General features: G+C 57.3%; 20 protein-coding genes. 9 read left to right on the top strand and 11 right to left on the bottom strand.

Features of this window, described 5'->3' with window-relative positions:
• Positions 1-47 precede the first annotated feature (47 nt).
• The 4 genes from clsB to rpoH all read left to right on the top strand — a co-directional run bounded on the left by clsB (position 48) and on the right by rpoH (position 4726).
• Positions 48-1289 carry a cardiolipin synthase ClsB gene (gene clsB / locus AC1RSM_RS16230; protein WP_492933595.1) on the top strand — a complete coding sequence of 414 codons (1242 nt, stop codon included), beginning with the start codon at positions 48-50 and terminating at the stop codon, positions 1287-1289.
• A gap of 141 nt (positions 1290-1430) precedes the next feature.
• Complete coding sequence (locus tag AC1RSM_RS16225; protein ID WP_492933594.1) at positions 1431-2537, top strand: S-(hydroxymethyl)glutathione dehydrogenase/class III alcohol dehydrogenase; 1107 nt, start codon at positions 1431-1433, stop codon at positions 2535-2537.
• Between the two features lie 113 nt (positions 2538-2650).
• Positions 2651-3544 carry an S-formylglutathione hydrolase gene (fghA, locus tag AC1RSM_RS16220; protein WP_492933593.1) on the top strand — a complete coding sequence of 298 codons (894 nt, stop codon included), beginning with the start codon at positions 2651-2653 and terminating at the stop codon, positions 3542-3544.
• 285 nt (positions 3545-3829) lie between these two features.
• Entirely contained in the window at positions 3830-4726 is an 897-nt protein-coding gene (gene rpoH / locus AC1RSM_RS16215; RefSeq protein WP_492933592.1) for an RNA polymerase sigma factor RpoH, read from the top strand.
• 256 nt (positions 4727-4982) lie between these two features.
• Here rpoH and AC1RSM_RS16210 read toward each other — a convergent pair whose 3' ends face one another.
• A complete protein-coding gene (locus tag AC1RSM_RS16210) occupies positions 4983-7034 on the bottom strand; it encodes a TonB-dependent copper receptor (RefSeq protein ID WP_492933591.1) in 2052 nt (683 codons plus the stop codon).
• A 98-nt stretch (positions 7035-7132) separates the two neighbouring features.
• A complete protein-coding gene (locus AC1RSM_RS16205) occupies positions 7133-7570 on the bottom strand; it encodes a DUF2946 family protein (protein WP_492933590.1) in 438 nt (145 codons plus the stop codon).
• A gap of 300 nt (positions 7571-7870) precedes the next feature.
• Here AC1RSM_RS16205 and AC1RSM_RS16200 point away from each other — a divergent pair, with 300 nt between their 5' ends.
• Positions 7871-10495, top strand: a complete 2625-nt coding sequence (locus tag AC1RSM_RS16200) for a cation:proton antiporter (protein WP_492933705.1) — start codon at positions 7871-7873, stop codon at positions 10493-10495.
• Between the two features lie 46 nt (positions 10496-10541).
• Here AC1RSM_RS16200 and cyoE read toward each other — a convergent pair whose 3' ends face one another.
• From cyoE to AC1RSM_RS16180, 4 genes are read right to left on the bottom strand one after another with little or no spacing between them, the layout of a single operon-like run.
• Complete coding sequence (gene cyoE / locus AC1RSM_RS16195) at positions 10542-11435, bottom strand: heme o synthase (RefSeq protein ID WP_492933589.1); 894 nt, start codon at positions 11433-11435, stop codon at positions 10542-10544.
• Positions 11374-12447, bottom strand: a complete 1074-nt coding sequence (locus AC1RSM_RS16190; protein ID WP_492933587.1) for a COX15/CtaA family protein — start codon at positions 12445-12447, stop codon at positions 11374-11376. Before AC1RSM_RS16190 ends, cyoE begins: the two co-directional genes overlap by 62 nt.
• A gap of 4 nt (positions 12448-12451) precedes the next feature.
• Positions 12452-13081, bottom strand: coding sequence for an SCO family protein (locus tag AC1RSM_RS16185; RefSeq protein WP_492933586.1), 630 nt, complete (start codon positions 13079-13081; stop codon positions 12452-12454).
• A gap of 1 nt (position 13082) precedes the next feature.
• Positions 13083-13865 carry an SURF1 family protein gene (locus tag AC1RSM_RS16180; RefSeq protein ID WP_492933585.1) on the bottom strand — a complete coding sequence of 261 codons (783 nt, stop codon included), beginning with the start codon at positions 13863-13865 and terminating at the stop codon, positions 13083-13085.
• A 28-nt stretch (positions 13866-13893) separates the two neighbouring features.
• Here AC1RSM_RS16180 and AC1RSM_RS16175 point away from each other — a divergent pair, with 28 nt between their 5' ends.
• A complete protein-coding gene (locus AC1RSM_RS16175; RefSeq protein ID WP_042485541.1) occupies positions 13894-14100 on the top strand; it encodes a twin transmembrane helix small protein in 207 nt (68 codons plus the stop codon).
• Between the two features lie 43 nt (positions 14101-14143).
• Here AC1RSM_RS16175 and AC1RSM_RS16170 read toward each other — a convergent pair whose 3' ends face one another.
• The 5 genes from AC1RSM_RS16170 to coxB all read right to left on the bottom strand — a co-directional run bounded on the left by AC1RSM_RS16170 (position 14144) and on the right by coxB (position 18268).
• Positions 14144-15019, bottom strand: coding sequence for a cytochrome c oxidase subunit 3 (locus AC1RSM_RS16170; protein WP_153231360.1), 876 nt, complete (start codon positions 15017-15019; stop codon positions 14144-14146).
• Between the two features lie 51 nt (positions 15020-15070).
• Positions 15071-15295, bottom strand: a complete 225-nt coding sequence (locus AC1RSM_RS16165) for a DUF2970 domain-containing protein (RefSeq protein WP_492933584.1) — start codon at positions 15293-15295, stop codon at positions 15071-15073.
• A 1-nt stretch (position 15296) separates the two neighbouring features.
• Entirely contained in the window at positions 15297-15410 is a 114-nt protein-coding gene (locus AC1RSM_RS16160; RefSeq protein WP_492933583.1) for a cytochrome oxidase small assembly protein, read from the bottom strand.
• A gap of 17 nt (positions 15411-15427) precedes the next feature.
• Positions 15428-17032, bottom strand: a complete 1605-nt coding sequence (ctaD, locus tag AC1RSM_RS16155) for a cytochrome c oxidase subunit I (protein ID WP_492933582.1) — start codon at positions 17030-17032, stop codon at positions 15428-15430.
• 75 nt (positions 17033-17107) lie between these two features.
• Positions 17108-18268, bottom strand: a complete 1161-nt coding sequence (coxB, locus tag AC1RSM_RS16150) for a cytochrome c oxidase subunit II (RefSeq protein WP_492933581.1) — start codon at positions 18266-18268, stop codon at positions 17108-17110.
• A gap of 275 nt (positions 18269-18543) precedes the next feature.
• On the opposite strand from coxB, the gene AC1RSM_RS16145 reads away from it, so the two are divergent.
• From AC1RSM_RS16145 to glmU, 3 genes are read left to right on the top strand one after another with little or no spacing between them, the layout of a single operon-like run.
• Complete coding sequence (locus AC1RSM_RS16145) at positions 18544-19371, top strand: NUDIX hydrolase (RefSeq protein ID WP_492933580.1); 828 nt, start codon at positions 18544-18546, stop codon at positions 19369-19371.
• Between the two features lie 44 nt (positions 19372-19415).
• The gene (locus AC1RSM_RS16140) at positions 19416-20243 is read left to right on the top strand and encodes a PhaM family polyhydroxyalkanoate granule multifunctional regulatory protein (protein ID WP_492933578.1); all 828 of its coding nucleotides are present in this window, start codon (positions 19416-19418) and stop codon (positions 20241-20243) included.
• A gap of 13 nt (positions 20244-20256) precedes the next feature.
• Positions 20257-21627, top strand: a complete 1371-nt coding sequence (gene glmU / locus AC1RSM_RS16135) for a bifunctional UDP-N-acetylglucosamine diphosphorylase/glucosamine-1-phosphate N-acetyltransferase GlmU (RefSeq protein ID WP_492933577.1) — start codon at positions 20257-20259, stop codon at positions 21625-21627.
• Positions 21628-21629 lie beyond the last annotated feature (2 nt).

Here is a 21629-nt window from a genome sequence, read left to right as displayed (position 1 = left end):
CGGGGCTGTGCCGCTCAGTGGCTTCTTAACGCATAGGCCAAGCAAGAATGCCGAGTCTGAAGCGCGATCTACGATGGCACGAGGGTAATCAAATTACCTTGCTGCAAAACGGCCAGGAATTCTTTCCGGCCATTTGCGAGGCCATCGATCAGGCGCAGAAACATCTGCATCTGGAAACCTATATCTTCAATCTGGACGACAGCGGACACAGCGTGCTGGACGCCTTGCGTCGAGCCTGTGAGCGCGGTGTGCGTGTTCGGGTGGTGATTGATGGTTTTGGCAGTGACTTGCATGCCCAGCAGATTGGCGAGCACTTGCATACCATGCGTGCGCGCTATCGGATCTATCGCCCAAAACCCCGTGGCTGGCGTGAACCGCGCCTGTCCATGCGACGCTTGCGCAGGCTGCACCGAAAGATGCTGGTGGTGGATGAGCGCATTGGTTTTGTGGGCGGCATCAATATTCTGGACGATTTTGACGATGTGCCTTTGGTGAATGGCGAAGGCAAGCCGCGCTTTGATTTTGCCGTGCGCTGTGAGGGGCCGATTGTGGATGATATGGTCCGCGCCCAGCACGCTCTATGGTTGCGCATGGCTTGGCGCAGGCGCAACGACTGGGACAGCTTCACGCAGCGTTTTACTCATTGGCGCGAGCGTCGCCAGCGGCGTCAGGCACGCAAACAAGCACAGCAGTCAGGTTCGGCCCCTTCAGGCATACGGGCCAGCTTGCTGTTGCGCGACAACGTGCGCCATCGGCAACAGATTGAGCAGGCCTATCTGCACTTGCTCGACAAGGCGCAAAAGGAAGTGATTATGGCCAATGCCTATTTCTTCCCAGGCCGTACCTTGCGACGCCGTATTGAAAAAGTAGCGGAACGCGGCGTGCGAGTGCGCCTATTGCTGCAAGGCCATGCCGAGTATTTTCTGCAATACCGGGCCTGTCGATTCATGTATGGGCAGATGCTGGACCATGGCATTGAACTGTACGAATACAAGGCCAGCTATCTGCATGCCAAAGTGGCTGTGGTCGATGACTATTCCATGGTGGGTTCGTCCAACCTGGACCCGTTCAGCTTGCTGCTGGCGCGCGAGGCCAACGTCCTGATCCAGGATGGCCCCTTTGCGCAAAACCTGCAGGCCAAGCTGGAATACGAGATCGAACACAATGCCAAGCGTGTGTCCCAAGATCAGTATCAGCGGCTGGGTCTGCTCAGCCGGATGGGCGATTACCTGGCTTATGGTATGTTGCGGCTGGGTGTGCTGCTTACGGGTAAATCGTCCTTGTATTGATGGCCTGGGTGCGTCTTTAGCCATACAAGGTACTGACAGCCGGGCAGCGCCTTATAAAATACTCTCTATACTTTAAGAGTTTGGTCCCGAAGGACCGAGTTTGCCGTAACCATAATTACTTTTACCCGGAGGGTGGACCACATGAAAACACGTGCAGCTGTTGCCTGGAAGGCGGGCGCTCCGCTAACAATTGAAGAGGTCGATCTGGCAGGCCCACAAGCGGGCGAAGTGCTGGTCGAAATCAAGGCGACGGGCATTTGCCATACCGATTACTACACCTTGTCGGGTGCTGATCCTGAAGGTTTGTTTCCAGCCATCCTGGGCCATGAAGGCGCAGGCGTGGTGCTGGATGTAGGTGCGGGTGTGACCAGCCTGCGTCCCGGCGATCACGTCATCCCTCTGTACACGCCCGAGTGCCGTCAGTGCAAATCCTGCCTGTCGCGCAAGACCAACCTGTGTACCGCCATCCGTGCGACTCAGGGCAAGGGCTTGATGCCGGACGGCACGTCGCGCTTTTCCATCGGCGGTAAACCTGTGCACCATTACATGGGCACATCGACTTTTGCCAACCACATCGTGGTGCCAGAAATCGCTCTGGCCAAAATCCGCAGCGACGCACCGTTCGACAAGGTTTGCTATATCGGCTGTGGCGTCACCACGGGTCTGGGCGCTGTGCTGTACACCGCCAAGGTGGAAGCCGGGGCTAACGTCGTGGTTTTCGGTCTGGGCGGTATTGGACTGAACGTGATTCAGGGCGCCAAGATGGTGGGTGCTGGCAAGATCATTGGCGTGGATATCAACCCCGAGCGCGAAGCCATGGCTCGCCAGTTCGGCATGACCGATTTTGTGAACCCCAATGAAGTTGAGAACGTGGTTGACCACATCATCCAACTGACAGACGGCGGCGCGGACTACTCCTTTGAATGTATCGGCAACACCAAGGTGATGCGTCAGGCGCTGGAGTGCTGCCACCGCGGTTGGGGCCAGTCCATCATTATTGGTGTGGCTGAAGCAGGTGCGGAAATCTCCACGCGTCCATTCCAGCTGGTAACTGGCCGCGAATGGAAGGGCTCTGCTTTCGGTGGTGCTCGTGGCCGTACCGACGTTCCCAAGATTGTGGACTGGTACATGGAAGGCAAGATCAATATCGACGATCTGATCACCCACACCTTGCCGCTGGAGCGCATTAACGAAGGCTTTGACCTGATGAATGCAGGCAAATCCATCCGCTCGGTGGTGATGTTTTAATTGCTGTTGATTTAGGGGCACAGGTGCAAGCCTGTGCCTATCGTCCCGGCTCATGGGCCTTGTCGTATCAACAGGCCCTGGGCCGGGTCAATAATTGAGAACAAGAGGGGGCTATGACTCAGTCACTGGAACTGCTCAACGAACACCGCTGTTTTAATGGTTGGCAGCGCTATTACCAACACGCCTCGCAGACGATTGGTCTGCCCATGCGTTTTTCCGTCTATTTGCCGCCTCAATTACAGGCTAGTGCACAAAAAGGCGCCGCCAGTCTGGCCGATGCAGTAGGCCAGGGCCGTGTGCCTGTGCTGTTTTTTCTGGCTGGCCTGACCTGCACAGAAGAAACCTTCATGATCAAGGCCGGTGCCCAGCGTTACGCTGCCGAGCACGGCATCATGCTGATCACTCCTGATACCAGCCCGCGTGGTGCTGGTGTGGCCGGCGAGGATGACGGTTGGGATCTGGGAACCGGTGCCGGTTTCTATTTGGACGCTACTGAGCCGGGCTGGAACAAAAACTACCGCATGGAAAGCTATGTGACCCAGGAGCTGTTTGATCTGGTCACCAGCATCCTGCCCGGTGACGCCAGCCGTGTGGGTATCTTTGGGCATTCCATGGGTGGTCACGGGGCGCTGACCCTGGCTTTGCGTCACCCTGGAAAATATCGCTCAGTATCCGCTTTTGCCCCGATTGCAGCCCCAACGCGCTGCCCCTGGGGTGAGAAAGCTTTTGGGGCTTACCTGGGCCAGGATCGCCAAGCCTGGGAGCAACATGACGCCAGCGTCCTGATGAGCCAAGCCAGCACGCCTTATCCCGCCGGTATTTTGGTCGATCAGGGTTTGAGCGATGGCTTTCTGGCCGAACAACTGTATCCGGAAGTGTTCGAACAAGCGTGCGAACAGGCCCAACAGCCGCTGACTTTACGCCGTCACGAGGGCTACGATCACGGCTACTACTTCATCTCGACTTTTATTCAGGATCACCTGAACTTTCACGCCGAACGGCTGTGATTGCTGGATAAATAAGGTCGCACTTTGTTATTTTTGGGTGGGCGATAAGGCGCTACTCTCAAACAGCCACAGTTTTGGCCTGTTTGTGGCGTTCTGCCCACCTATTTGCAGCGGTTTACCCTTTTTTTGTGAACTTTTTCTTGCTGCGACGCTCTTATTCCTGTATTCAAAATTTTTAGCACTCCGCCACATCGAGTGCTAAACTCAGATAATAGTGCAATACGTTTTGTGCGGTTCGAGAGCCGCATTTCTGGCTCTCACCGGCTGACTTTAGAAGGATTTTCCATGACACAACAAGCGAACGCTTTGGCCCTGACGTCTGGTAATGAACTCGTCGCCGCCGTGTCTAATCCAGGCGCACTGGGGACGATCGAAGCGTATATTTCTGCTGTTAATCGCCTGCCTATGCTCAGCGCTGAACGCGAAACTGAGCTGGGCCAACGCTTGCGCGACCAGGACGATCTGGACGCGGCGCGTGAACTGATTTTGTCGCACCTGCGTCTGGTCGTGTCCATCGCCCGCCAGTACCTGGGTTATGGCCTGCCTCATGCTGACCTGATTCAAGAAGGTAATGTGGGCCTGATGAAGGCTGTCAAACGCTTTGACCCCGAACGTGGGGTGCGTCTGGTGTCTTTTGCCGTCCATTGGATCAAGGCAGAAATCCACGAGTACGTCGTGCGTAACTGGCGCATGGTGAAAGTGGCCACCACCAAGGCCCAACGTAAACTGTTTTTCAATCTGCGTCGCATGCGTCCAGATGGTCAGACCTTGGACACAGCTCAAGTAGACGCGATTGCGCGTGAACTCGATGTACGTCCGCAAGACGTCAGCGAGATGGAAGTGCGTCTGTCCGGCCATGATATGGCCCTGGAAGCACCGACCAACGACGACGATGACAATTTCGCGCCTATCTCCTACCTGTCTGATGACGGTCATCAGGAGCCTACGCGTGTACTGGAGCGTCGTGCTCAAGACATGCTGGAAGGCAGCGGCCTGGAAGAGGCCATTGATACACTGGACGAACGCTCGCAGCGCATTGTGCGCGCTCGTTGGTTGCAAGACGAAGGCGGCGCTACGCTGCACGATCTGGCTGCCGAATTTGGCGTGTCGGCAGAGCGTATTCGTCAGATCGAAGTGGCGGCTTTCAAGAAGTTGCGCGTAGTTCTGGCCGGCGCGGCTTAAGCCGTTTTAAAGAGTTACAACTTTCTAGGGAATCAGTAGAACTTAAGCTGATCTTCGCGGACTAAACAATACATTTGCTGATTTTTGCCACCTATGCAATTCAGCATTTGCGCATCCGCTTCGGCTTCTCCTCTTCCCCTCCCTTTTGAAGCGGATGTTTATGGGACACCAGCTAGGTGTCCCTTTTTTTGTCCTGATTTTCTGGCTTATGTCGTTGCCGGGTCAGACAGACCCCGGCCTCGCTAAACGTCAGTGATTAAAAGGACAAGGCAGCCCGCAGCCAGACGGTGCGGCCAGGATCGTTAAAGCGCGTTGCCGCTCCAAAACCAAAGCCGCTGTTTCCTGCCAGGTTCAGATGTTCCCCGTAGGTTTTGTCGAACAGATTGTCTACACCTGCTGTCAGCGACAGATTGCGGTTGATCTTGTAGCCGCCGTATAGCGACAAGGTACTAAAGCCGCCGGTAGGGCCAAAGTCGTAGCCCACCACATTACCCTGACCTTGCGCGTAGCGCTTCTGAGCCGCCACCATGCGCAATACCCCTCCGGCCGACCATGGCCCTTGCTCATAGTCCGCTGTCAGGCGTACATCCAAAGGGGGCATTTGAGGCAAGGCTCGGCCGTCACTGCGGTTTTGGCCCCAGGCATACGCCAGGCTGCTGCCCAGCGTCCAGTTGGAACTGACTTTCCAGTCTGCACCCAGTTCGCCGCCCATGATGCGGGCATTGACGTTTCTGGCCTGGGTTTTAGTGCCCATCATGCCGCCCGGCAAGTAGTCGAACAGAATGTAGTCCTGAATCTGGCCGATATAGGCAGAAGCCCAGGCCGAGACAGTCTCGTTCTTGTACTGCGCCCCGATGTCCAACTGAGTCGTTTTTTCAGGTTGAATCCCCAAAAAGGCGCTGGAACTGCCTTGTGGCCCGCTAGCAGGTGAGATCAGCTCCCAGTAATCGGGCATGCGCTGTACATGGCCTATGCCGGCATACAGGCTCAAGGGCAGGGAGTCCAGGTCATGTTCTATACGCAGAAACGCGCTAGGCAGGGTTTCACGGCGACGCTCGTTCGCTCCGGGATTAGGCATGCTCATCATGCCGCTCCCCAAATTTGGACGTAGATCGCGAGCGCTTGCTTTGTCCAGACGAGCCCCCCCAATCAGGCGGCTTGCGTCGCTCATGTCCCAACGTGCCTCGGTAAACACGCCGACGTTATCAAACTCGGCATCTTTCACCCAATCTTGATCGCGGTAATCCTGCATTCCCATGCCACTGCGTTTGCGATGGCGGCTGCGCATCAGATCTGCACCGGTCGTCAGGCTCAGGTTTTCACTCAAGGCCCAATCCATGCTGAAGCGTCCACCCCAGGTCAAGCGGTCCACATTGGAAGCCATGGGCATGGACATGCCGCCACCGGGTTTGAAGGGGCGCAGCTCGTAGTTATCCATCACGTGATCGGCGTAGTTGTAGTAGAGCTGAGCCTCTACATTGCGCAATACGCCTTCGTGCATATCCTTCTTAAAGCGCAGGCCCAGGGACTCGCGTTTGAATTGGGTGCCATCCATGCCGCGACCGGCATAGCGGGCATAGCCGTCGCCGGTACCTGCACTCAGTTCCAGCAAGGTGTCGGTATCCGGTGTCAGACCGATTGCCACATCGGTATTCCATTTCTTCCAGCGCGAGGGCACGCGATCCCCATCCCCGTCACGGTAATCCTGGGCGCGATCCTGGTTGGCGGTCAGCCGAGCATAGTAGGACGCGTTCCCGGCGGTGAAGTCCACATTACCGGCATGTCGGCCATTGGAGCCGCCCAAAAGGCTGGCTTCCAACGTGGCCTCTTTTTCTGTAAACCCAGGAGGCTTGCGCTCAAAACGCACGGTCCCGGCAGAGGCTCCCGGCCCCCAACGTACGCTTTGCGGTCCTTTGATGATAGTCAGTTCATCAAAGGACTGGGGCGAGATATAGGACGTTGGGGCATCCATACGAGCTGGGCAGGCACCGGGCATGGAACTGCCGTTAGTCAGCACGGCCAGACGTGATCCGAACATACCGCGCAGCACGGGGTCGCCGTTGCTGCCCCCATTGCGGATGGCTGCAAAGCCGGGAATGGTTTTCAGGTAATCCGTGCCGTCGCTGGCGGGCAAGGGTAGGCGAGGCAGCTTGGGATTGGTGCTGAATTGCAAGTGAGATTCAGGGGCAACACCTGTCACCACAATGGGGCTGAGCTGTTCAACAACGGCAGTTTGGGCCAGGGTGGCGGTAGGGGCGCAGGCGAGAACACCGGCGCTGATCAGGCCGGGGGTCAATAATTTCTTCATGACTTCATTCCGAAAGGCGGTCATCGGCCAGCGGCATACCCGCTTGGTCGATAGCAACATAGGAGAAAAGGCGTAGCGGCAAAGCCGAACGCTAGGAATCAGGCAGGAAGAAAGGCGGGCGGGGCGCGTTGCCCCACAGGCGGGCCACGAATGAAAGCCTGTGCCAGGGCGGGATTGAGGGGGGGGAGCAAGAACGGCCGGAAGTGGCCAATGGTCAAAGGCGTGGGGACAGTGAGCGGTGCCGGGCTTAGCGCCGCCTGCAACATCACACAAAACGGGCAGCTGGCGCTGGTGGTGGCCTCCTCAGAATGGGAAGCGGGCTCATCACCCAGGAGAGCCGCCCAATGCCGGACCATTTCAGGGGGCAGCGCCTGGCCGGACGGCAAGCAAAACTCCAGCGCATAGCCTTGCTCGCTTTGTTTGGGCATATAGCCCACTGGCACCATGCCGCGCAACACCACCGCCAGCAACAACAGATACAGGCCCCAGCGATGGGGCCAGTTTGTTGCAGCGAAAACGGTGCGCAGAAAATTCATGATGCAAAAGTATAACCATTGATGTCAGCAGGCAATCGGTGTTTAAGCAGATCTTGCGCTGCATCAGTTCGGGTCAGTCGCAAAGGTGTGTTGGCTGATGTTTCTGACATCAATGGATGCCAAAAAAAGTAAATTTTCCGGGAAAAAGGAAATTCCCCGGCTGTACGGCCGCAAAAAGGCGCTATTCTGATTCTTGCGGAAAGCGGGGGGATTTTCCGTGCCGATCTGGCCTGCCTCGGGCGATGCCTGGATGCTAATGACATGCCGATTGGCTCAATGCCGATGACAAAGGATGTCGCGATGCAGATAGGGCAGTTTGTTTTTGGACTGGCAGGCCTGTTGGGGCTGGTTGCCTTTATGCCGCCTTTGGCTGGACGCTTGCGACTACCGTACTCCGTGCTCTTGGCCTTGATCGGGTTTGTGCTGGGTCTGATGCTGCACTTGCACGCCTGGGCTCCCAAGATGGTGTCGGACTTTCTGGACACCTTGCAAGCCTTCGACATCTCCTCCGATACCTTCCTCTACGCCTTTTTGCCTATCCTGCTGTTCGAGACCTCGCTGGCCATGAATTTGCGCCGCTTGCTCGACGATATTGGCGCCATTTTGATGATGGCGATTGTGGCTGTGGTGGTCTGTACCTTCGCGGTGGGCTATGCCCTGAACGCGGTTTCCCCTTATGGCTTGGTCGTATGTCTGATGCTGGGGGCTATCGTGGCGACCACCGACCCTGTGGCTGTGGTGGGCATCTTCCGTGAAGTGGGCGCACCCAAGCGCCTGTCCACCTTGGTCGAAGGCGAGGCCCTGTTTAACGACGCCGCCTCTATTGCTTTGTATTCCGTTCTGCTGGCCGTGCTGACTGGCGGTGGGGATTTAAGCGGCAGCAAAGTGTTAGGCAGCTTTTTGTTCAGCTTCCTGGGTGGCGGTGTCGCTGGATTCTTGATGGGGCGTTTGGCCAGCGGGCTGTTTGTGCTGTTGCGTGGTTGGCCCGCTGCTGAAGTGACACTGACGATCTCGCTGGCCTACCTGGCTTTTTTCGTTTCGGAACACTATCTAGGCGTATCCGGCGTGGTGGCTACGGTGATTGCCGGGCTGGTGGTGGGTTCCACAGGCCGCACTCGCATGTCGCCTGCCACATTTGAACTGCTTAGCAGCTCCTGGACACAGATGGGGTTCCTGGCGAACTCCCTGATCTTCCTGTTCGCGGCCATGTTGATTCCGCGTTTGATGGCAGAAATCACCTGGATGCAGATTGGTTTGGTGGCCCTGCTGTTTGTGGTGACGCTGCTGGCGCGTGCGGTCATGGTATTTGGCGTTTTACCCTTATTGGGACGGACGCGTTTCGGGACACGGGTCAGCCGTCCTTATCGGGTGGTGATCCTGTGGGGTGGACTGCGCGGTGCTGTGTCTTTGGCACTGGCTTTGGCGGTGACTGAACAACATGCCATCCCTCATGAGGTGCGTCAGTTCATTGGGGTCGCAACTACTGGCTTCGTATTACTGACCTTGTTTGTTAACGGGATCAGCCTGCGGCCCTTGATCCGGCGCCTGGGGCTGGATCAGTTGACACCGCTGGAGCGCCATTTACGTGACCAAGCCGTCAGCCTGGCCCTGGAAGAATTGCGCGACAAGACCGAAGAGCTGGGGCGGCAGGAGGAAATCAAGCCAGAGGTGATTGAGCGCCTGTGTACCGTATTCGAGTCCAGCCAGGCGGGTGTGGCTTCGGGTCAGATTCAAAGTTTGACTGAGGCGCAGAAAGTCAAAATGGGCATGGCTATTTTGGCTACCCGTGAAGTCGAACTATTTTACGAACTGCTTAAATCGCAGATTGTGGATTGGAAAACTGCGGAGTCTTTGCTAAGCCGGGCCGAGCGTATGAATGACACCGTGCGTTTAGCCGGTTTGGCGGGTTTTGAGGCGGCGATAGCATCTGATCTGCGCTATTCCCGAGGCTTCCGTGCAGCCTTGCGACTGCATTATCTGTTTGATATGCAAGGCTGGCTGGTGCGGGAATTGGACAAGCGCTTTTCCAATCTGATCGCCAAACGTTCGGTGGCTCAACGCCTGATTCGTTTTGCACAGACTGAGCTGGCTCCCTTATTGGGCCAGCCCGCGACCGGTACGATTGTGCAGGCCCATCAGCTGCGCCTGTCTCAGCTGGAAGATGCTTTGCACGCCCTGACGCTGCAATACCCCGTGTTTGCGCAGTGGTTGCAGGAGTCCTATCTGGCGCGGGTGGCCGCCTCCCAAGAGCGGGCGCACTATCGCACCATGCTGTCGCACTCTTTGATTACCAGCGAGATGTATGCCGATCTGGTCAAGCAGATTACGCAGCGCTGGCGCTACCTGGAAGAGCGGCCTACCTTGGATATGGCCATGAGCGCCATGGAGCTGATTGCTCAGGTGCCCATGTTCGACGGTATTTCCGAAGAAGCTAAAAAGGAACTGGCACGGCGTCTACGTCCTCGTCTGGCCCTGCCGGATCAGAAAATTCACCTGCGTTACGGCGGTATGCGAGTCATGTTTTTTGTGGGTTCGGGCGCCTTGGAAACCATCTTGCCAGACGGCACCTTGGTGGAATTGGGTACCGGCCAGACCATTGGCGAGGTCAATGTTGTCGAACATAGCGACTACCCGGGCGAGGCGCGCTCCTTGGGCTATAGCCGTTTGCTGATGCTCAGCGAGCGGGACTTCGATACCTTGCGGGGCAAAGATCCAATCTTCAGTGAAAAGATCGAAGCCGTAGCGCGCCAGCGGCGTCGGGCCTATCAGGTCTGGCAGGAATTTGAGACAGGCCAGCGCCAACATGAAGAGCTGCCGCCACTGTTTGGTCTGGCCCACGCCTTGAGCGAGGCTGAAAACTTTGTAGGCCCGCCATTGCCTCCTAAATTGGCGGAGCCGTCGGAGCCGCAGCAAGCAGAGGTATAAAAAAAGCGAGCCGATGTGGCTCGCCTTTTTTTGTAGAAAGTGGAAATCAGATCAGCCGCACCCAGTGATCCAGCAGCAGCGCCCCAAACAAAACCGCCAGATAAATAATGGAAAAGCGGAACAGCTTGCGGGATAGCTCGTCGCTGTAGTTGCGGTGCAACTGGTGGGCGTATTGAATAAAGCGGGCACCCAGCAAGATGGCTGCGACCAGATACAGCACGCCGCTCATGCGAATCACAAAGGGCAGCAGGCTGGAGGCCATCAGGATGTAGCTGTAGAGCAGCACATGCAAGGTGGTGAAGGTCTGGCCGTGGGTGACGGGCAACATGGGCAAGCCGGAGCGCTGATAGTCGTGCTGGCGGTACAAGGCCAGTGCCCAGAAGTGCGGGGGCGTCCAGATGAAAATAATCAGTACCAGCAGCCAGGCTTCGGCAGGTACGGCATTGGCGATGGCTGCCCAGCCCAATGCTGGTGGCATGGCACCCGACAGGCCACCAATAACGATGTTTTGTGGAGTCAGCGGCTTGAGAATCACCGTGTAGATCACGGCATAGCCGATGAAGGTGGCCAGCGTCAGCCACATAGTCAGCGGATTGACCCAGTAATACAGCACCAGCATGCCTACGCCTCCCAGCAGGCCAGACATGGCCAAAACCTGGGGCGGAGTAATGGTGCCGCGTGCTGTACCGCGTCTTGCGGTGCGCAGCATACGCGCATCAATCTGGCTTTCGATCAGACAGTTGATGGCAAAGGCGGCGGCCGCCAGCATCCAGATGCCTAGCGTGCCCGCGACCACAGTGCCCGGATCGGGCAGGCCGGGCGCAGCCAGAAACATGCCGATAACGGCACAGAAAACAGCCAACTGGGTGACTCTTGGTTTAGTCAGTACCAGATACTGGCGCAGGAGCGAGGCGGGAGCCAGGGTAGCGGTGTTTGTCATACTGTATTCCTTGGGGGACAGTCGACTTGCGGGAAAGCCGTACCAACAGGGTGACGCAGCATAAAACGAGACCGGCAGCTCCCCCATTATGCAGGACGGCGATTAAAAGAGGCCATTGGAAAAAGATCGTGGTTAACCCCGTGATGAGCTGGGCCAGCAGCAACAACAGGACCAGAGTAGAGGGGCGACGCAGTACAGGATCGGCGCGTAACTTCCAGGCTACCGAACCCAATATCAGAAAGACCAGAAAGGCCATATTGCGGTGGACCCAATGAATGGCGGTCAGGGCTGCCTGGGAGATCATTTCGCCTGAGGGCAGTTCACCCAGTGCACGAAAAACAGAGAAACCCCCGTGCAGGTCCATCTCGGGTATCCATTGTCCGTGGCATTGCGGAAAGTCCATGCAGGCCAGCGCCGCGTAATTGGTACTGACCCAACCGCCCAGGGCGATTTGTACGGTCAGCAAGGCAAAGGCCCCAATCAGCCAAGGTCGCCAACGGCGGGTGGCTGCCGAGACAGGCGGGCCGGGATTTTCACGTACAGCCAGCCAGGTCATCAGGGCCAACACGCTCATACCACCCAGCAAGTGCGTGGTCACGATAATGGGCATCAGCTTGTGGGTGACCGTCCAAGCACCAAAGGCTCCTTGCACGCACACGGCTATCAAAGTGAAGACGGCCAGGCGGGCCGAATGTCCCAGCGTATGGCGGTGTCGCCATGCCATCCAAACGATGGCAATGATCAACAAACCTAAAGCCGCCCCTACGTAACGGTGGATCATTTCAATCCAGGCCTTGCCCCAACTGACCGGGCCGTAGGGCATGGCTTGATACGCCTGCTCGATATGCGCGCCTGCTCCCAAAGGGCTGAGCTTGCCATAGCAGCCGGGCCAGTCCGGGCAACCCAGGCCCGAGTCGGTCAGACGCACAAAAGCGCCAAACATGATCAGGTCCAAGGTTAAAAACCAGGTCAGGTACACCAGCTTGCGGTAGCGTTGGCGGATATCGGCCATACCTTTATCCGATCCGTGAATTGTTCAGCAGTTTGCGTATATCGGTGCGGACCTTAAGCGGGTCTGCATCACCGGGAAAGAGCATCATCAAATTGCCGTTGGGGTCGATGATCCACATATTGTTTTTCAAGGCTTGTTCCGGCGCCTGAGCTGCCGCTTGTGGGGTCAGGAAAGCGGCCAGTTGCTGCGGGTCGGCGCGCAGCATATGCGTGCCTTGGTAGGCTTCCAGAATCTGCTCAGAAGGCTGTCCTTGATCGGTCACAAACCAGACGCGAGTCAGACGCTCGACGTTCTTGCCCTGGCTGGCATGGGAGTTGCGCAGGATAAACAGTTTGCGCACGCAGCTTTCCGGGCAAGCGCTTTCATCGGCATTGACCAGAACCCAGCGGCCACGCAAGGATTGCAGGTCAAAAGGCTCCCCTTTCAAGGTACGCAGCGTCAGTGCACTGGACTCTGGCACGCTGCGTTGTGGCTCAATCAATTGGCCATAAGCATTGCTCTCGTCAGGCCGCAGACCCAAAGAGGGCATGTAGTAGGCGGCCAGAGCAAACAGCACCGGAGCCAGACTGATTGCTATCAGCAGGTACAGCGGGGTCATGGAACGCGGGCGGGAAGGGGATTGAGTCGTGTCCACGTCAGGTTTTCCTTGTAGGAGCAGAGTTGAGCCTGGATCGTCGCAGCCATTTCCACGCTACACCTATCCAGGCACACAGGGCAATCAGGGCAAAACCGAACCATTGAAGGGCATAGCCTCGGTTCTTTTCAAAGTCGATGTTCGGGTCGGGCCAATCGGTCAGCAGGCCGGAGGCAGGGGACGTTTGTGCCAGCACACGCGGCAGTACCGGCAGGTCGATGCGGCTGCGCAAATCCTCCAGCGCCAGGTTTTGTACGACGGGTGGGGTGCCGGAAGGGGCGGGCAGGTGCTCGGGCAGCGGACTGCTACCCAGTTCAAACAAGCGGGGCACGCGCTCCAGCAGCTCGCCAGAAATGGTTTCGGAACCTGAAGGAGCGGGCGGAATCTTAGGGGTTTGCCCGGGTTCGCGGGCCAGCCAACCCCGTAGCACCAAGAGGCTGGAGCCTGCCAAATCGCCCCTGTCCAGCACAAATGGGGTGGCAATCCAGTAGCCCGGCTTACCTTTGAAATTGCGATTGTCCAGGAGTACAGTTAAATCACTGCGCCAAGAACCATGCAGGGCAATGGATTGCCACAAGGTGCCCTTGTCCAGTGTGCTGCGAGAGTCAATCTGAAGGGGAGCTTGCTGGCGGCCTTGTTCAATTTGCTGGGCCAATGTTTGACGCTCTTGTGCACGGCTCAGTTGCCAGCGCCCAAGGCTGATGAACAGCAGCATGAGAAGACCCAGGCAAATCAGGGCGAGCAGTGATCGAGTCGAAGAAGAACGAGGATTGTTGCTGGACATCCATTCAACCTGAAGCGGGGGAGACTTAATGCGTGTGCTTGTCCTGATCGTGTTTTTGGGGATTATTGTGTCGCTGGGTTCGGCCTTGGTGTATTTGATGCGGGACCGGGGTAACTCCAATCGTATGGCCTATGCCTTGACCTGGCGAGTGGGCTTGTCCGTTGCCCTGTTCCTGTTTGTCTTGCTGGCCCATTACTTGGGATGGATTGAAAGCACCGGTGTGCCCTTGGCCTGATAAGAAAACCCAGGCCCGCAAAGCGGGCCTGGTGCTTGCGTCGCTAGAACCAGTACACATACAGGTACAAGCCCAGCCATACCACGTCCACAAAGTGCCAGTACCAGGCGGCACCTTCAAAACCAAAATGGTGCTCGGCGGTAAAGTGCCCGCGCATCAGCCGTATCAGCATCACCGTCAACATGGTGGCACCGATAATCACGTGAAAACCGTGAAACCCGGTCAGCATATAAAACAAGGCCCCATACGCACCGGAGGTGAACTTCAGGTTCAGCTCGGCGTAGGCGTGCATGTACTCGTAAGCCTGGCAGGCCACAAAGGCAAAGCCCAGTGCCACGGTCATGAACAGCCAGAAGATGGCACCGCCGCGCTTGCTGGCTCGCAAGGCATGGTGGGCAATGGTCAGGGTTACGCCAGAAGTCAGCAGCAAGGCTGTGTTGATCGTGGGCAGCCACAGCGGGCCTACGGTCTGGAAGGGGGCGACGGTGCCAGCTGGGCCTTGGTTTGGCCAGGTGCCGGTAAAGTCGGGCCAGAGCAGGGCACGGTGGTCCAGGTCACTGAGCAGCGGCGTGGCAATTTCGCGGGTATACCAAAGCGCCCCGAAAAAAGCCGCAAAAAACATGACTTCGGAAAAGATGAACCAGGACATGCTCCAGCGGTAGGAGACATCGACGCGTGTACTGTTCAGGCCGGTCTCAGACTCGCGCACCGCGTCGCTGAACCAGAAGAACAGGACCAGCAAAAAGCTGAGAATCCCGACCAGAAACACCCAAAAACCGCCTGGCCAATTATTGATCCAGGTGGCTGCGCCCAGTAGCGTCAGGCACAGGGACAAGCTGGCGCGTACGGGATGCCCCGATAAGCCGGGGACATAGTAATACGGCGCCTTGGACGGGTGAGCCGTAGTCTCGACATGCATAGTGTTCTCCTTCGGGTCATGTGCCCTGGGGCGCAGGACCAGGCTGTGCGGTCAGCTTGCCTGGCCGATGAACCAGCGGGCCACCATAATCAGGCCCACAACGAAAACGACCGTGGCGATCAAGGCGGCAACAATCAGATAAACCGGATTGATCTTGGCGATGTCCTGCTCATGGTCGCTGCCACGACGGACTCCAAAAAATCCCCAGGCAATGGCTTTCATTGTCTGGAAAAAGCTGAGTTTGCGCCGCGTAAGGTCCCGAAAATCGTCGTCCATATCACTGTCCTAAAAATTGACTGCCTTTCAGAAAGGTCCAGGCCATGACGGCAATGACGAACGCAGCCAGGAGCAGTCCCAGACGGCGGTTGCGACGGCGTTGTTCGGGGGTCATACGGCGCTCCTCCAGTGTTACTTAATGACAGGGGGTACTTCAAACGTGTGGTGCGGTGCGGGCGAAGGTACCGTCCACTCCAGACCTTCTGCACCTTCCCATGGCTTGGCACTGGCCACTTCACCCTTGCCGCGTGCGGCCTGGATCACGATGTAGATCAGCAGCAGTTGCGACAGGCCAAACCAGAAGGCGCCAATGGTGGCAATCTGGTGGAAGTCGGTGAACTGGCCCGCATAGTCCACATAGCGGCGCGGCATACCTGCCAGGCCCAGAAAGTGCATGGGGAAGAAGGTCACGTTGAACGAGATCATGGTGGACCAGAAGTGGATCTTGCCCAGACGCTCGTTGTACATGCGGCCTGTCCACTTGGGCAGCCAGTAGTAGGCACCGCCAAACAGGGCAAACAGCGAACCGGCTACCAGCACATAGTGGAAGTGAGCCACCACGTAATAGGTGTCGTGTACGGCAATATCAATCGGGGCCACGGCCAGAATCAGGCCGGTAAAGCCACCAATGGTGAACACGAAGATAAAGCCGATGGAAAACAGCATCGGGGTTTCAAAGGACAGCGAGCCGCGCCACATGGTGGCTACCCAGTTAAAGATCTTCACCCCGGTAGGAATGGAGATCAGCATGGTGGCGTACATGAAGTACAACTGCCCGGTTACCGGCATCCCGGTGGAGAACATGTGGTGGGCCCAAACCAGGAAGGACAAAATTGCGATGGCAGCCGTTGCATACACCATGGAAGCGTAGCCAAACAGGGCTTTGCGCGAGAAGGCAGGAACAATGGCCGACACGATCCCGAAGGCCGGCAAGATCATGATGTAGACCTCGGGGTGCCCGAAGAACCAGAAAATGTGCTGGTACAGAACAGGGTCACCACCACCGGCGGCATTAAAGAAGTGCGTACCGAAGTGTCGATCCGTCAGTAGCATGGTTACGGCGGCAGCCAGTACCGGCATTACAGCAATCAGCAGGTAAGCGGTAATTAGCCAAGTCCAGCAAAACAGCGGCATTTTCATCAGCGTCATGCCGGGGGCGCGCATGTTCAATACCGTCACCACAATATTGATGGCCCCCATGATGGAGGACGCGCCCAGAATGTGTACCGCGAAAATGGTGAAGTCCATGCCTGGGCCCATCTGCAAGGACAGGGGGGCGTACATGGTCCAGCCGCCAGCCGGAGCACCGCCAGGGACAAAGAAGGAGGCGGTAAACAAGATCGCGCCTACTGGCAGCAGCCAGAAGCTGAAGTTGTTCATCCGGGCAAAGGCCATGTCCGATGCGCCAATCTGCAATGGAATCATCCAGTTGGCAAAGCCCACAAAGGCCGGCATGATCGCGCCGAAAATCATGATCAGGCCGTGCATGGTCGTGAACTGGTTGAACAGTTCAGGCCGGAAAAACTGCAGGCCAGGCTGGAACAGTTCGGTGCGCAGCAGCAAAGCCAGCACGCCGCCCTCCAGCAGCATCACAAAAGAGAATATCAGGTACATGGTCCCGATATCTTTGTGATTGGTGGCGAACAGCCAGCGACGCCAGCCGCTAGGGGTGGCATGGGCATGATGATCATCATGTCCGCTCGGGTTCGCTACATGGTCGACGGTGACGCTACTCATGCTTGACTCCTTGCTGCACTCCCCCTGGCCGTAGTCAGGGATAGCTTGATTGTGTAATGGGCGGCGGGCGCGATCTTAGCGCTGTGCCTTGACGTCGGCAGGCTTCACAACAGGGTCTGGCCCTTTGCCAGCGTTGCCCCAAGCGTTACGGGTGTAGGTGATGACCGAGGCGATCTGTGCATCATTGAGCTGATCGCGGAAGGCGGCCATTGCCGTGCCAGGATGCCCATTAAGCACGGTGTCGATTTGCCCCTTCATGGGCGCCAGAACAAATTTCTCGTCACCATCCAAAGCCGGGAATGTGCCGGGCATGCCTTTGCCGGTTGCCTGGTGGCAGGCTACGCAGTTCTGTGCGAAGACTTGCTTGCCACGTTCAACCAGTTCGTCTTTGGTCCACTCTTTGTTGGGATCATCGGCCTGGGCTTTCAGCAAGTCGTTCTGCTCTTTGGCCCACTTGTCGTAGTCCTCTTGCTCCATCACTTGCACCACGATGGGCATGTAAGCATGGTCCTTGCCGCACAGCTCGGCACACTGGCCGCGGTACGTACCCACTTTATCGGCGCGGAACCAGGTGTCGCGCAAAAAGCCGGGGATGGCATCTTGCTTGACGCCAAACTCGGGCACCATCCAGGAGTGGATGACGTCTTCGGCGGTCAGCATGACACGTACTTTTTTATGGACCGGGACAACCAGCGGCTTGTCCACTTCCATCAAGTAGTTCGGGCCAATGGGTTCACGGCCTTCGATCTGCGCGCGTGGTGTGGACAGGTTGGACAGATACTTCACGCCCGTGGCGGGGCCGTCCAGATATTCATAGCCCCATTTCCACTGATAGCCGGTGACTTTCACCGTCAGGTCGGCGCTGCTGGTGTCTTTCATGGCCACCACGGTCTTGGTGGCGGGCAAGGCCATGCCAATCACGATCAGAAAGGGGATGACCGTCCAGGCAACTTCGACGCCTAGGTGCTCATGAAAGCGGGCGGCGATGGCGCCCTTGGATTTGCGGTGCCGGATGATGGAATAGAACATCACACCGAACACGCCAATGAAGATGATGGTACAGATGATCAGCATCATCCAATGCAGCCAGGCAATGTCCTGGGCAATGGGGGTGACACCCGGATGCAAATTGAGCTGATTGACACGCGGACCACCCTCCATGTGGGTGATCTGAGCCAGGCTGGGCCCTGCCGTCGAACAGGCGGTCAGAGCAAATAAACTTCTCCACATCTTCATTGTTGTCCCTCTTTTGGTGTTGCCATGCCAAACCGAGGTTCGGCTGCGTCAACGCTCCGAAAAATCCAACGCTGGAAGAAACTGCTGTGTTGCAGTGGCGGGCTTGTCTCAGCTAAGTGCTGGTCCGCTCGAAGTTTTTAGTAGCTTATCTGTTCACGGAAATTATATAGAACTTGTTTTAGCCTTCAAGGGCAGGGTATGTCCCTAGACGACAAGGTTGGACTAAACGCTACAAAAGCCGTAATGGGGCAAGCCTTGAATTACAATCGCCGACTATGACCTTGTTCCAGAACCGATCACTTACTCAGGCCATGCGTCAGCGCATGGCAAGCCTGACCAGTCAGCTGCAACAATTACCCCCTCCAGGTAGTCGTCCCGTCACTGTTGCCGGCAGCGTTGCCGGGTGGATTACTCCCAAGGCGGCTCTGTGTATTGAGCCTTTGCCCGGGGTGACGATTGAAGAAGATGTCTTGCGTCTGAGCGAATGCCCCAGCCATGATTTGAGCCTGGCTCAAGTCCTGGATCAGGTCGCCCTGAGTTTGCAGGAAGGCGGTTGTATTCGCGCCTGGCGCGATGAACTGCTGGATGTGGTCGGAGAAGGGCAATGCCTGTCCCGTATCGAACGCGGTGCGGTGCGTCCCTTGGGCTTTTTGACCCAGGCCGTGCATTTGAATGGCTGGTCCACCGATGGCCGTATCTGGGCGGCGCGCCGCTCGTTTTCCAAATCCACTGACCCGAATATGTGGGACACGCTGGTTGGTGGACTGGCGGTGGCGGGCGAGACCCTGCACACCTCCTTGATACGCGAAAGCTATGAAGAAGCGGGCCTGGCGGAGTCGGTGCTGGCAGATTGCACGCCCTTGCGGGTGTCTTTGCGCATGCACCGCCGTTTGCCTGAAGGCTATCAGGTGGAAAACGCCTTGGTCAGCGATTGCGTACTGGCTGACGACGTTCGACCCTGCAATATGGACGGCGAGGTTAGTGAGTTTCGCTTATTGACGCTGGATGAAGCCTGGCAAATGATAGAAGCTGATCTGTTCACGCTGGAAGCACAAGTGGTGCTGATCGACAGCATCAAGCAGCATTTGGAACAGCTTGCCTGAACCCGGGAGTCACCGGGCAGGCACCAACCCGATGGGAGCAAAGCATGAACCCGAATCCTTTTGGTATACCTGATTTCAATGCCCTGGGTGGCGGTAATAATCCATTGCTGCGCAGCATGGATATGATGGCCCAGGCCTGGAAGAACATGGCCAGTGGCGGCACGAGCGATCTGGGTGCGGGCATGATGCCCAGCCTGTCTCCGGATGATCTGGATCGCCGCATTCGTGATTTACGTGCTGTGGAAAGCTGGTTACAGCTGAACCTGTCCATGTTGAGCACGACCATTCAAGGACTGGAAATCCAGCGCTCTACCTTGGCTGCTATCAAGGCGATGGCGCAGCAAGGCACTCAAGCTGCTGGTGGCCCCAATCCTTTCGACGCCTTTATGGCCTTCAACCCCCTGAACGCAGGTGCCGCTGCTGGCTCAGAAGTAGGTGCAGCCAGTGCCAAGGCCCAATCCGGCAAGTCGCAAGAACCCCCCAAAACGTCTGCGTTTGAGCCCAAGTCTGAATCCGGCGCCCAACAAGAAACACCTAAAGGCACAGCTGCGGGCGCGGAACAAAGTGGCGAGGCAGCGGCTGGTAATGCTGCTGCGCAAGCCTGGTGGGGCATGTTGCAGCAGCAGTTTGATGCGATGGCTACGGCGACCGCTGCGTCCATGCAGCAGGTAGAAACCTATCGCCAAAAAACGGCTCAGGCCAGCAAGGCCGGTACGGCTGATAAAGCGACTAAGCCCGCTGCCGCCAGCGCCCCGACAGCGGCCAAGGCATCGGCCCCGGCAGACAGCAAACCCGCCGCTAAAACCGCTGCTAAAAAGGCCGCCCCGCGCAGCAGTACAAGCAGTACCAAAAAAACTGATCGACCAACCTAGTAGGTAATTTTTTATGCTTAATATCGTGATTCTGGCAGCAGGCATGGGCAAGCGTATGCAGTCTGACCTGCCCAAAGTACTGCATCCTATCGCTGGCAAATCCATGCTGGCCCACGTGCTCGACAGCGCGCGTGAATTGGAGCCGGAAAAAGTTGTGGTCGTGGTGGGTCATGGCGCCGAGCGCGTGCAGCAAACCTTCGCGCAGGCCGAACTGGCCTTCGCATTGCAACAGCCCCAATATGGCACTGGCCATGCTGTGCAGCAGGCCGTGCCTGAACTGGTTGGCGGCGATAAGGCGGAAGATGTCACGCTGGTTCTGTACGGGGATGTGCCTTTGGTCCAGGCCGATACCCTGCGCCGCTTGCTGGACGCTCGGGGCCAGGGCGTGGCCGTACTGACGGAAACCTTGGATGACTCCACCGGCTACGGCCGCATCATCCGCGGAGCTGACGGTTCCGTGCAAAGCATTGTTGAGCATAAAGACGCCAACGAAGCACAGCGCGCAGTGAAAGAGGTCAATACCGGCATTCTGGTCGCACCTACCGCGCGTCTGAAAGACTGGCTGACGCGCATCACCAATGACAACGCCCAGGGCGAGTACTACCTGACCGATATCATTGCCTTGGCCGTTGCGGATGGTGTGCCCGTCCAGGCCGCTCAACCTTCCGCCGGTTGGGAAACGCTGGGTGTGAACAGCCGTATTCAGCAAGCTCAGCTGGAGCGCTTGTGGCAGACCGAACAGGCCCGTCGCTTGCTGGAGCAAGGCGTCACGCTGGCAGACCCGGCCCGCTTTGATCTGCGTGGCACGCTGGAATGCGGCCGTGATGTGTTCATTGATGTGGGTTGTGTATTTGAAGGCAAAGTGGTGCTGCAAGACGGAGTGCGTGTTGGTCCACACAGCGTATTGCGCGATGTCACCATTGGTGCCGGTACACAAATCGAAGCCTTCAGCCATTTGCAGCAAGCCCAAGTGGGTGAAGAGGCACGTATTGGGCCTTACGCCCGTCTGCGTCCCGGTGCTGTGTTGGCCAATCACACCCACGTGGGCAACTTCGTGGAAATCAAGAATACGCAGCTGGGGGAAGGCTCCAAAGCCAATCACCTGGCCTATATCGGTGATGCTGATGTGGGCCAACGCGTGAACATTGGCGCGGGCACCATCACTTGCAACTACGATGGCGTCAACAAATTCCGTACCGTCATTGGCGACGATGCCTTTATCGGTTCGGACACGCAGCTGGTGGCCCCCGTAACCGTGGGCCGTGGAGCTACGATTGGCGCGGGTACCACCCTGGTGCGCAATGCACCGGATGATCAGTTGACCTTGTCGCGCTCCGAACAGCGCAGCGTGTCCGGCTGGAAGCGCCCGGTTCGTAAATCTTGATG

The organism is Alcaligenes sp. GW821-FHT11D07, assembly GCF_058808495.1.
Note: the sequence above shows the minus strand (reverse complement) of the source record. Positions and strands in the feature narration are given on the sequence as shown.

Bases quoted from the DNA above. Each gene is read 5' to 3' on its own strand.
- clsB (WP_492933595.1), top strand. From the start codon at position 48: ATGCCGAGTCTGAAGCGCGATCTACGATGGCACGAGGGTAATCAAATT.
- AC1RSM_RS16225 (WP_492933594.1), top strand. From the start codon at position 1,431: ATGAAAACACGTGCAGCTGTTGCCTGGAAGGCGGGCGCTCCGCTAACA.
- fghA (WP_492933593.1), top strand. From the start codon at position 2,651: ATGACTCAGTCACTGGAACTGCTCAACGAACACCGCTGTTTTAATGGT.
- rpoH (WP_492933592.1), top strand. From the start codon at position 3,830: ATGACACAACAAGCGAACGCTTTGGCCCTGACGTCTGGTAATGAACTC.
- AC1RSM_RS16210 (WP_492933591.1), bottom strand. From the start codon at position 7,034: ATGAAGAAATTATTGACCCCCGGCCTGATCAGCGCCGGTGTTCTCGCC.
- AC1RSM_RS16205 (WP_492933590.1), bottom strand. From the start codon at position 7,570: ATGAATTTTCTGCGCACCGTTTTCGCTGCAACAAACTGGCCCCATCGC.
- AC1RSM_RS16200 (WP_492933705.1), top strand. From the start codon at position 7,871: ATGCAGATAGGGCAGTTTGTTTTTGGACTGGCAGGCCTGTTGGGGCTG.
- cyoE (WP_492933589.1), bottom strand. From the start codon at position 11,435: ATGACAAACACCGCTACCCTGGCTCCCGCCTCGCTCCTGCGCCAGTAT.
- AC1RSM_RS16190 (WP_492933587.1), bottom strand. From the start codon at position 12,447: ATGGCCGATATCCGCCAACGCTACCGCAAGCTGGTGTACCTGACCTGG.
- AC1RSM_RS16180 (WP_492933585.1), bottom strand. From the start codon at position 13,865: ATGTCCAGCAACAATCCTCGTTCTTCTTCGACTCGATCACTGCTCGCC.
- AC1RSM_RS16175 (WP_042485541.1), top strand. From the start codon at position 13,894: ATGCGTGTGCTTGTCCTGATCGTGTTTTTGGGGATTATTGTGTCGCTG.
- AC1RSM_RS16170 (WP_153231360.1), bottom strand. From the start codon at position 15,019: ATGCATGTCGAGACTACGGCTCACCCGTCCAAGGCGCCGTATTACTAT.
- AC1RSM_RS16165 (WP_492933584.1), bottom strand. From the start codon at position 15,295: ATGGACGACGATTTTCGGGACCTTACGCGGCGCAAACTCAGCTTTTTC.
- AC1RSM_RS16160 (WP_492933583.1), bottom strand. From the start codon at position 15,410: ATGACCCCCGAACAACGCCGTCGCAACCGCCGTCTGGGACTGCTCCTG.
- ctaD (WP_492933582.1), bottom strand. From the start codon at position 17,032: ATGAGTAGCGTCACCGTCGACCATGTAGCGAACCCGAGCGGACATGAT.
- coxB (WP_492933581.1), bottom strand. From the start codon at position 18,268: ATGAAGATGTGGAGAAGTTTATTTGCTCTGACCGCCTGTTCGACGGCA.
- AC1RSM_RS16145 (WP_492933580.1), top strand. From the start codon at position 18,544: ATGACCTTGTTCCAGAACCGATCACTTACTCAGGCCATGCGTCAGCGC.
- AC1RSM_RS16140 (WP_492933578.1), top strand. From the start codon at position 19,416: ATGAACCCGAATCCTTTTGGTATACCTGATTTCAATGCCCTGGGTGGC.
- glmU (WP_492933577.1), top strand. From the start codon at position 20,257: ATGCTTAATATCGTGATTCTGGCAGCAGGCATGGGCAAGCGTATGCAG.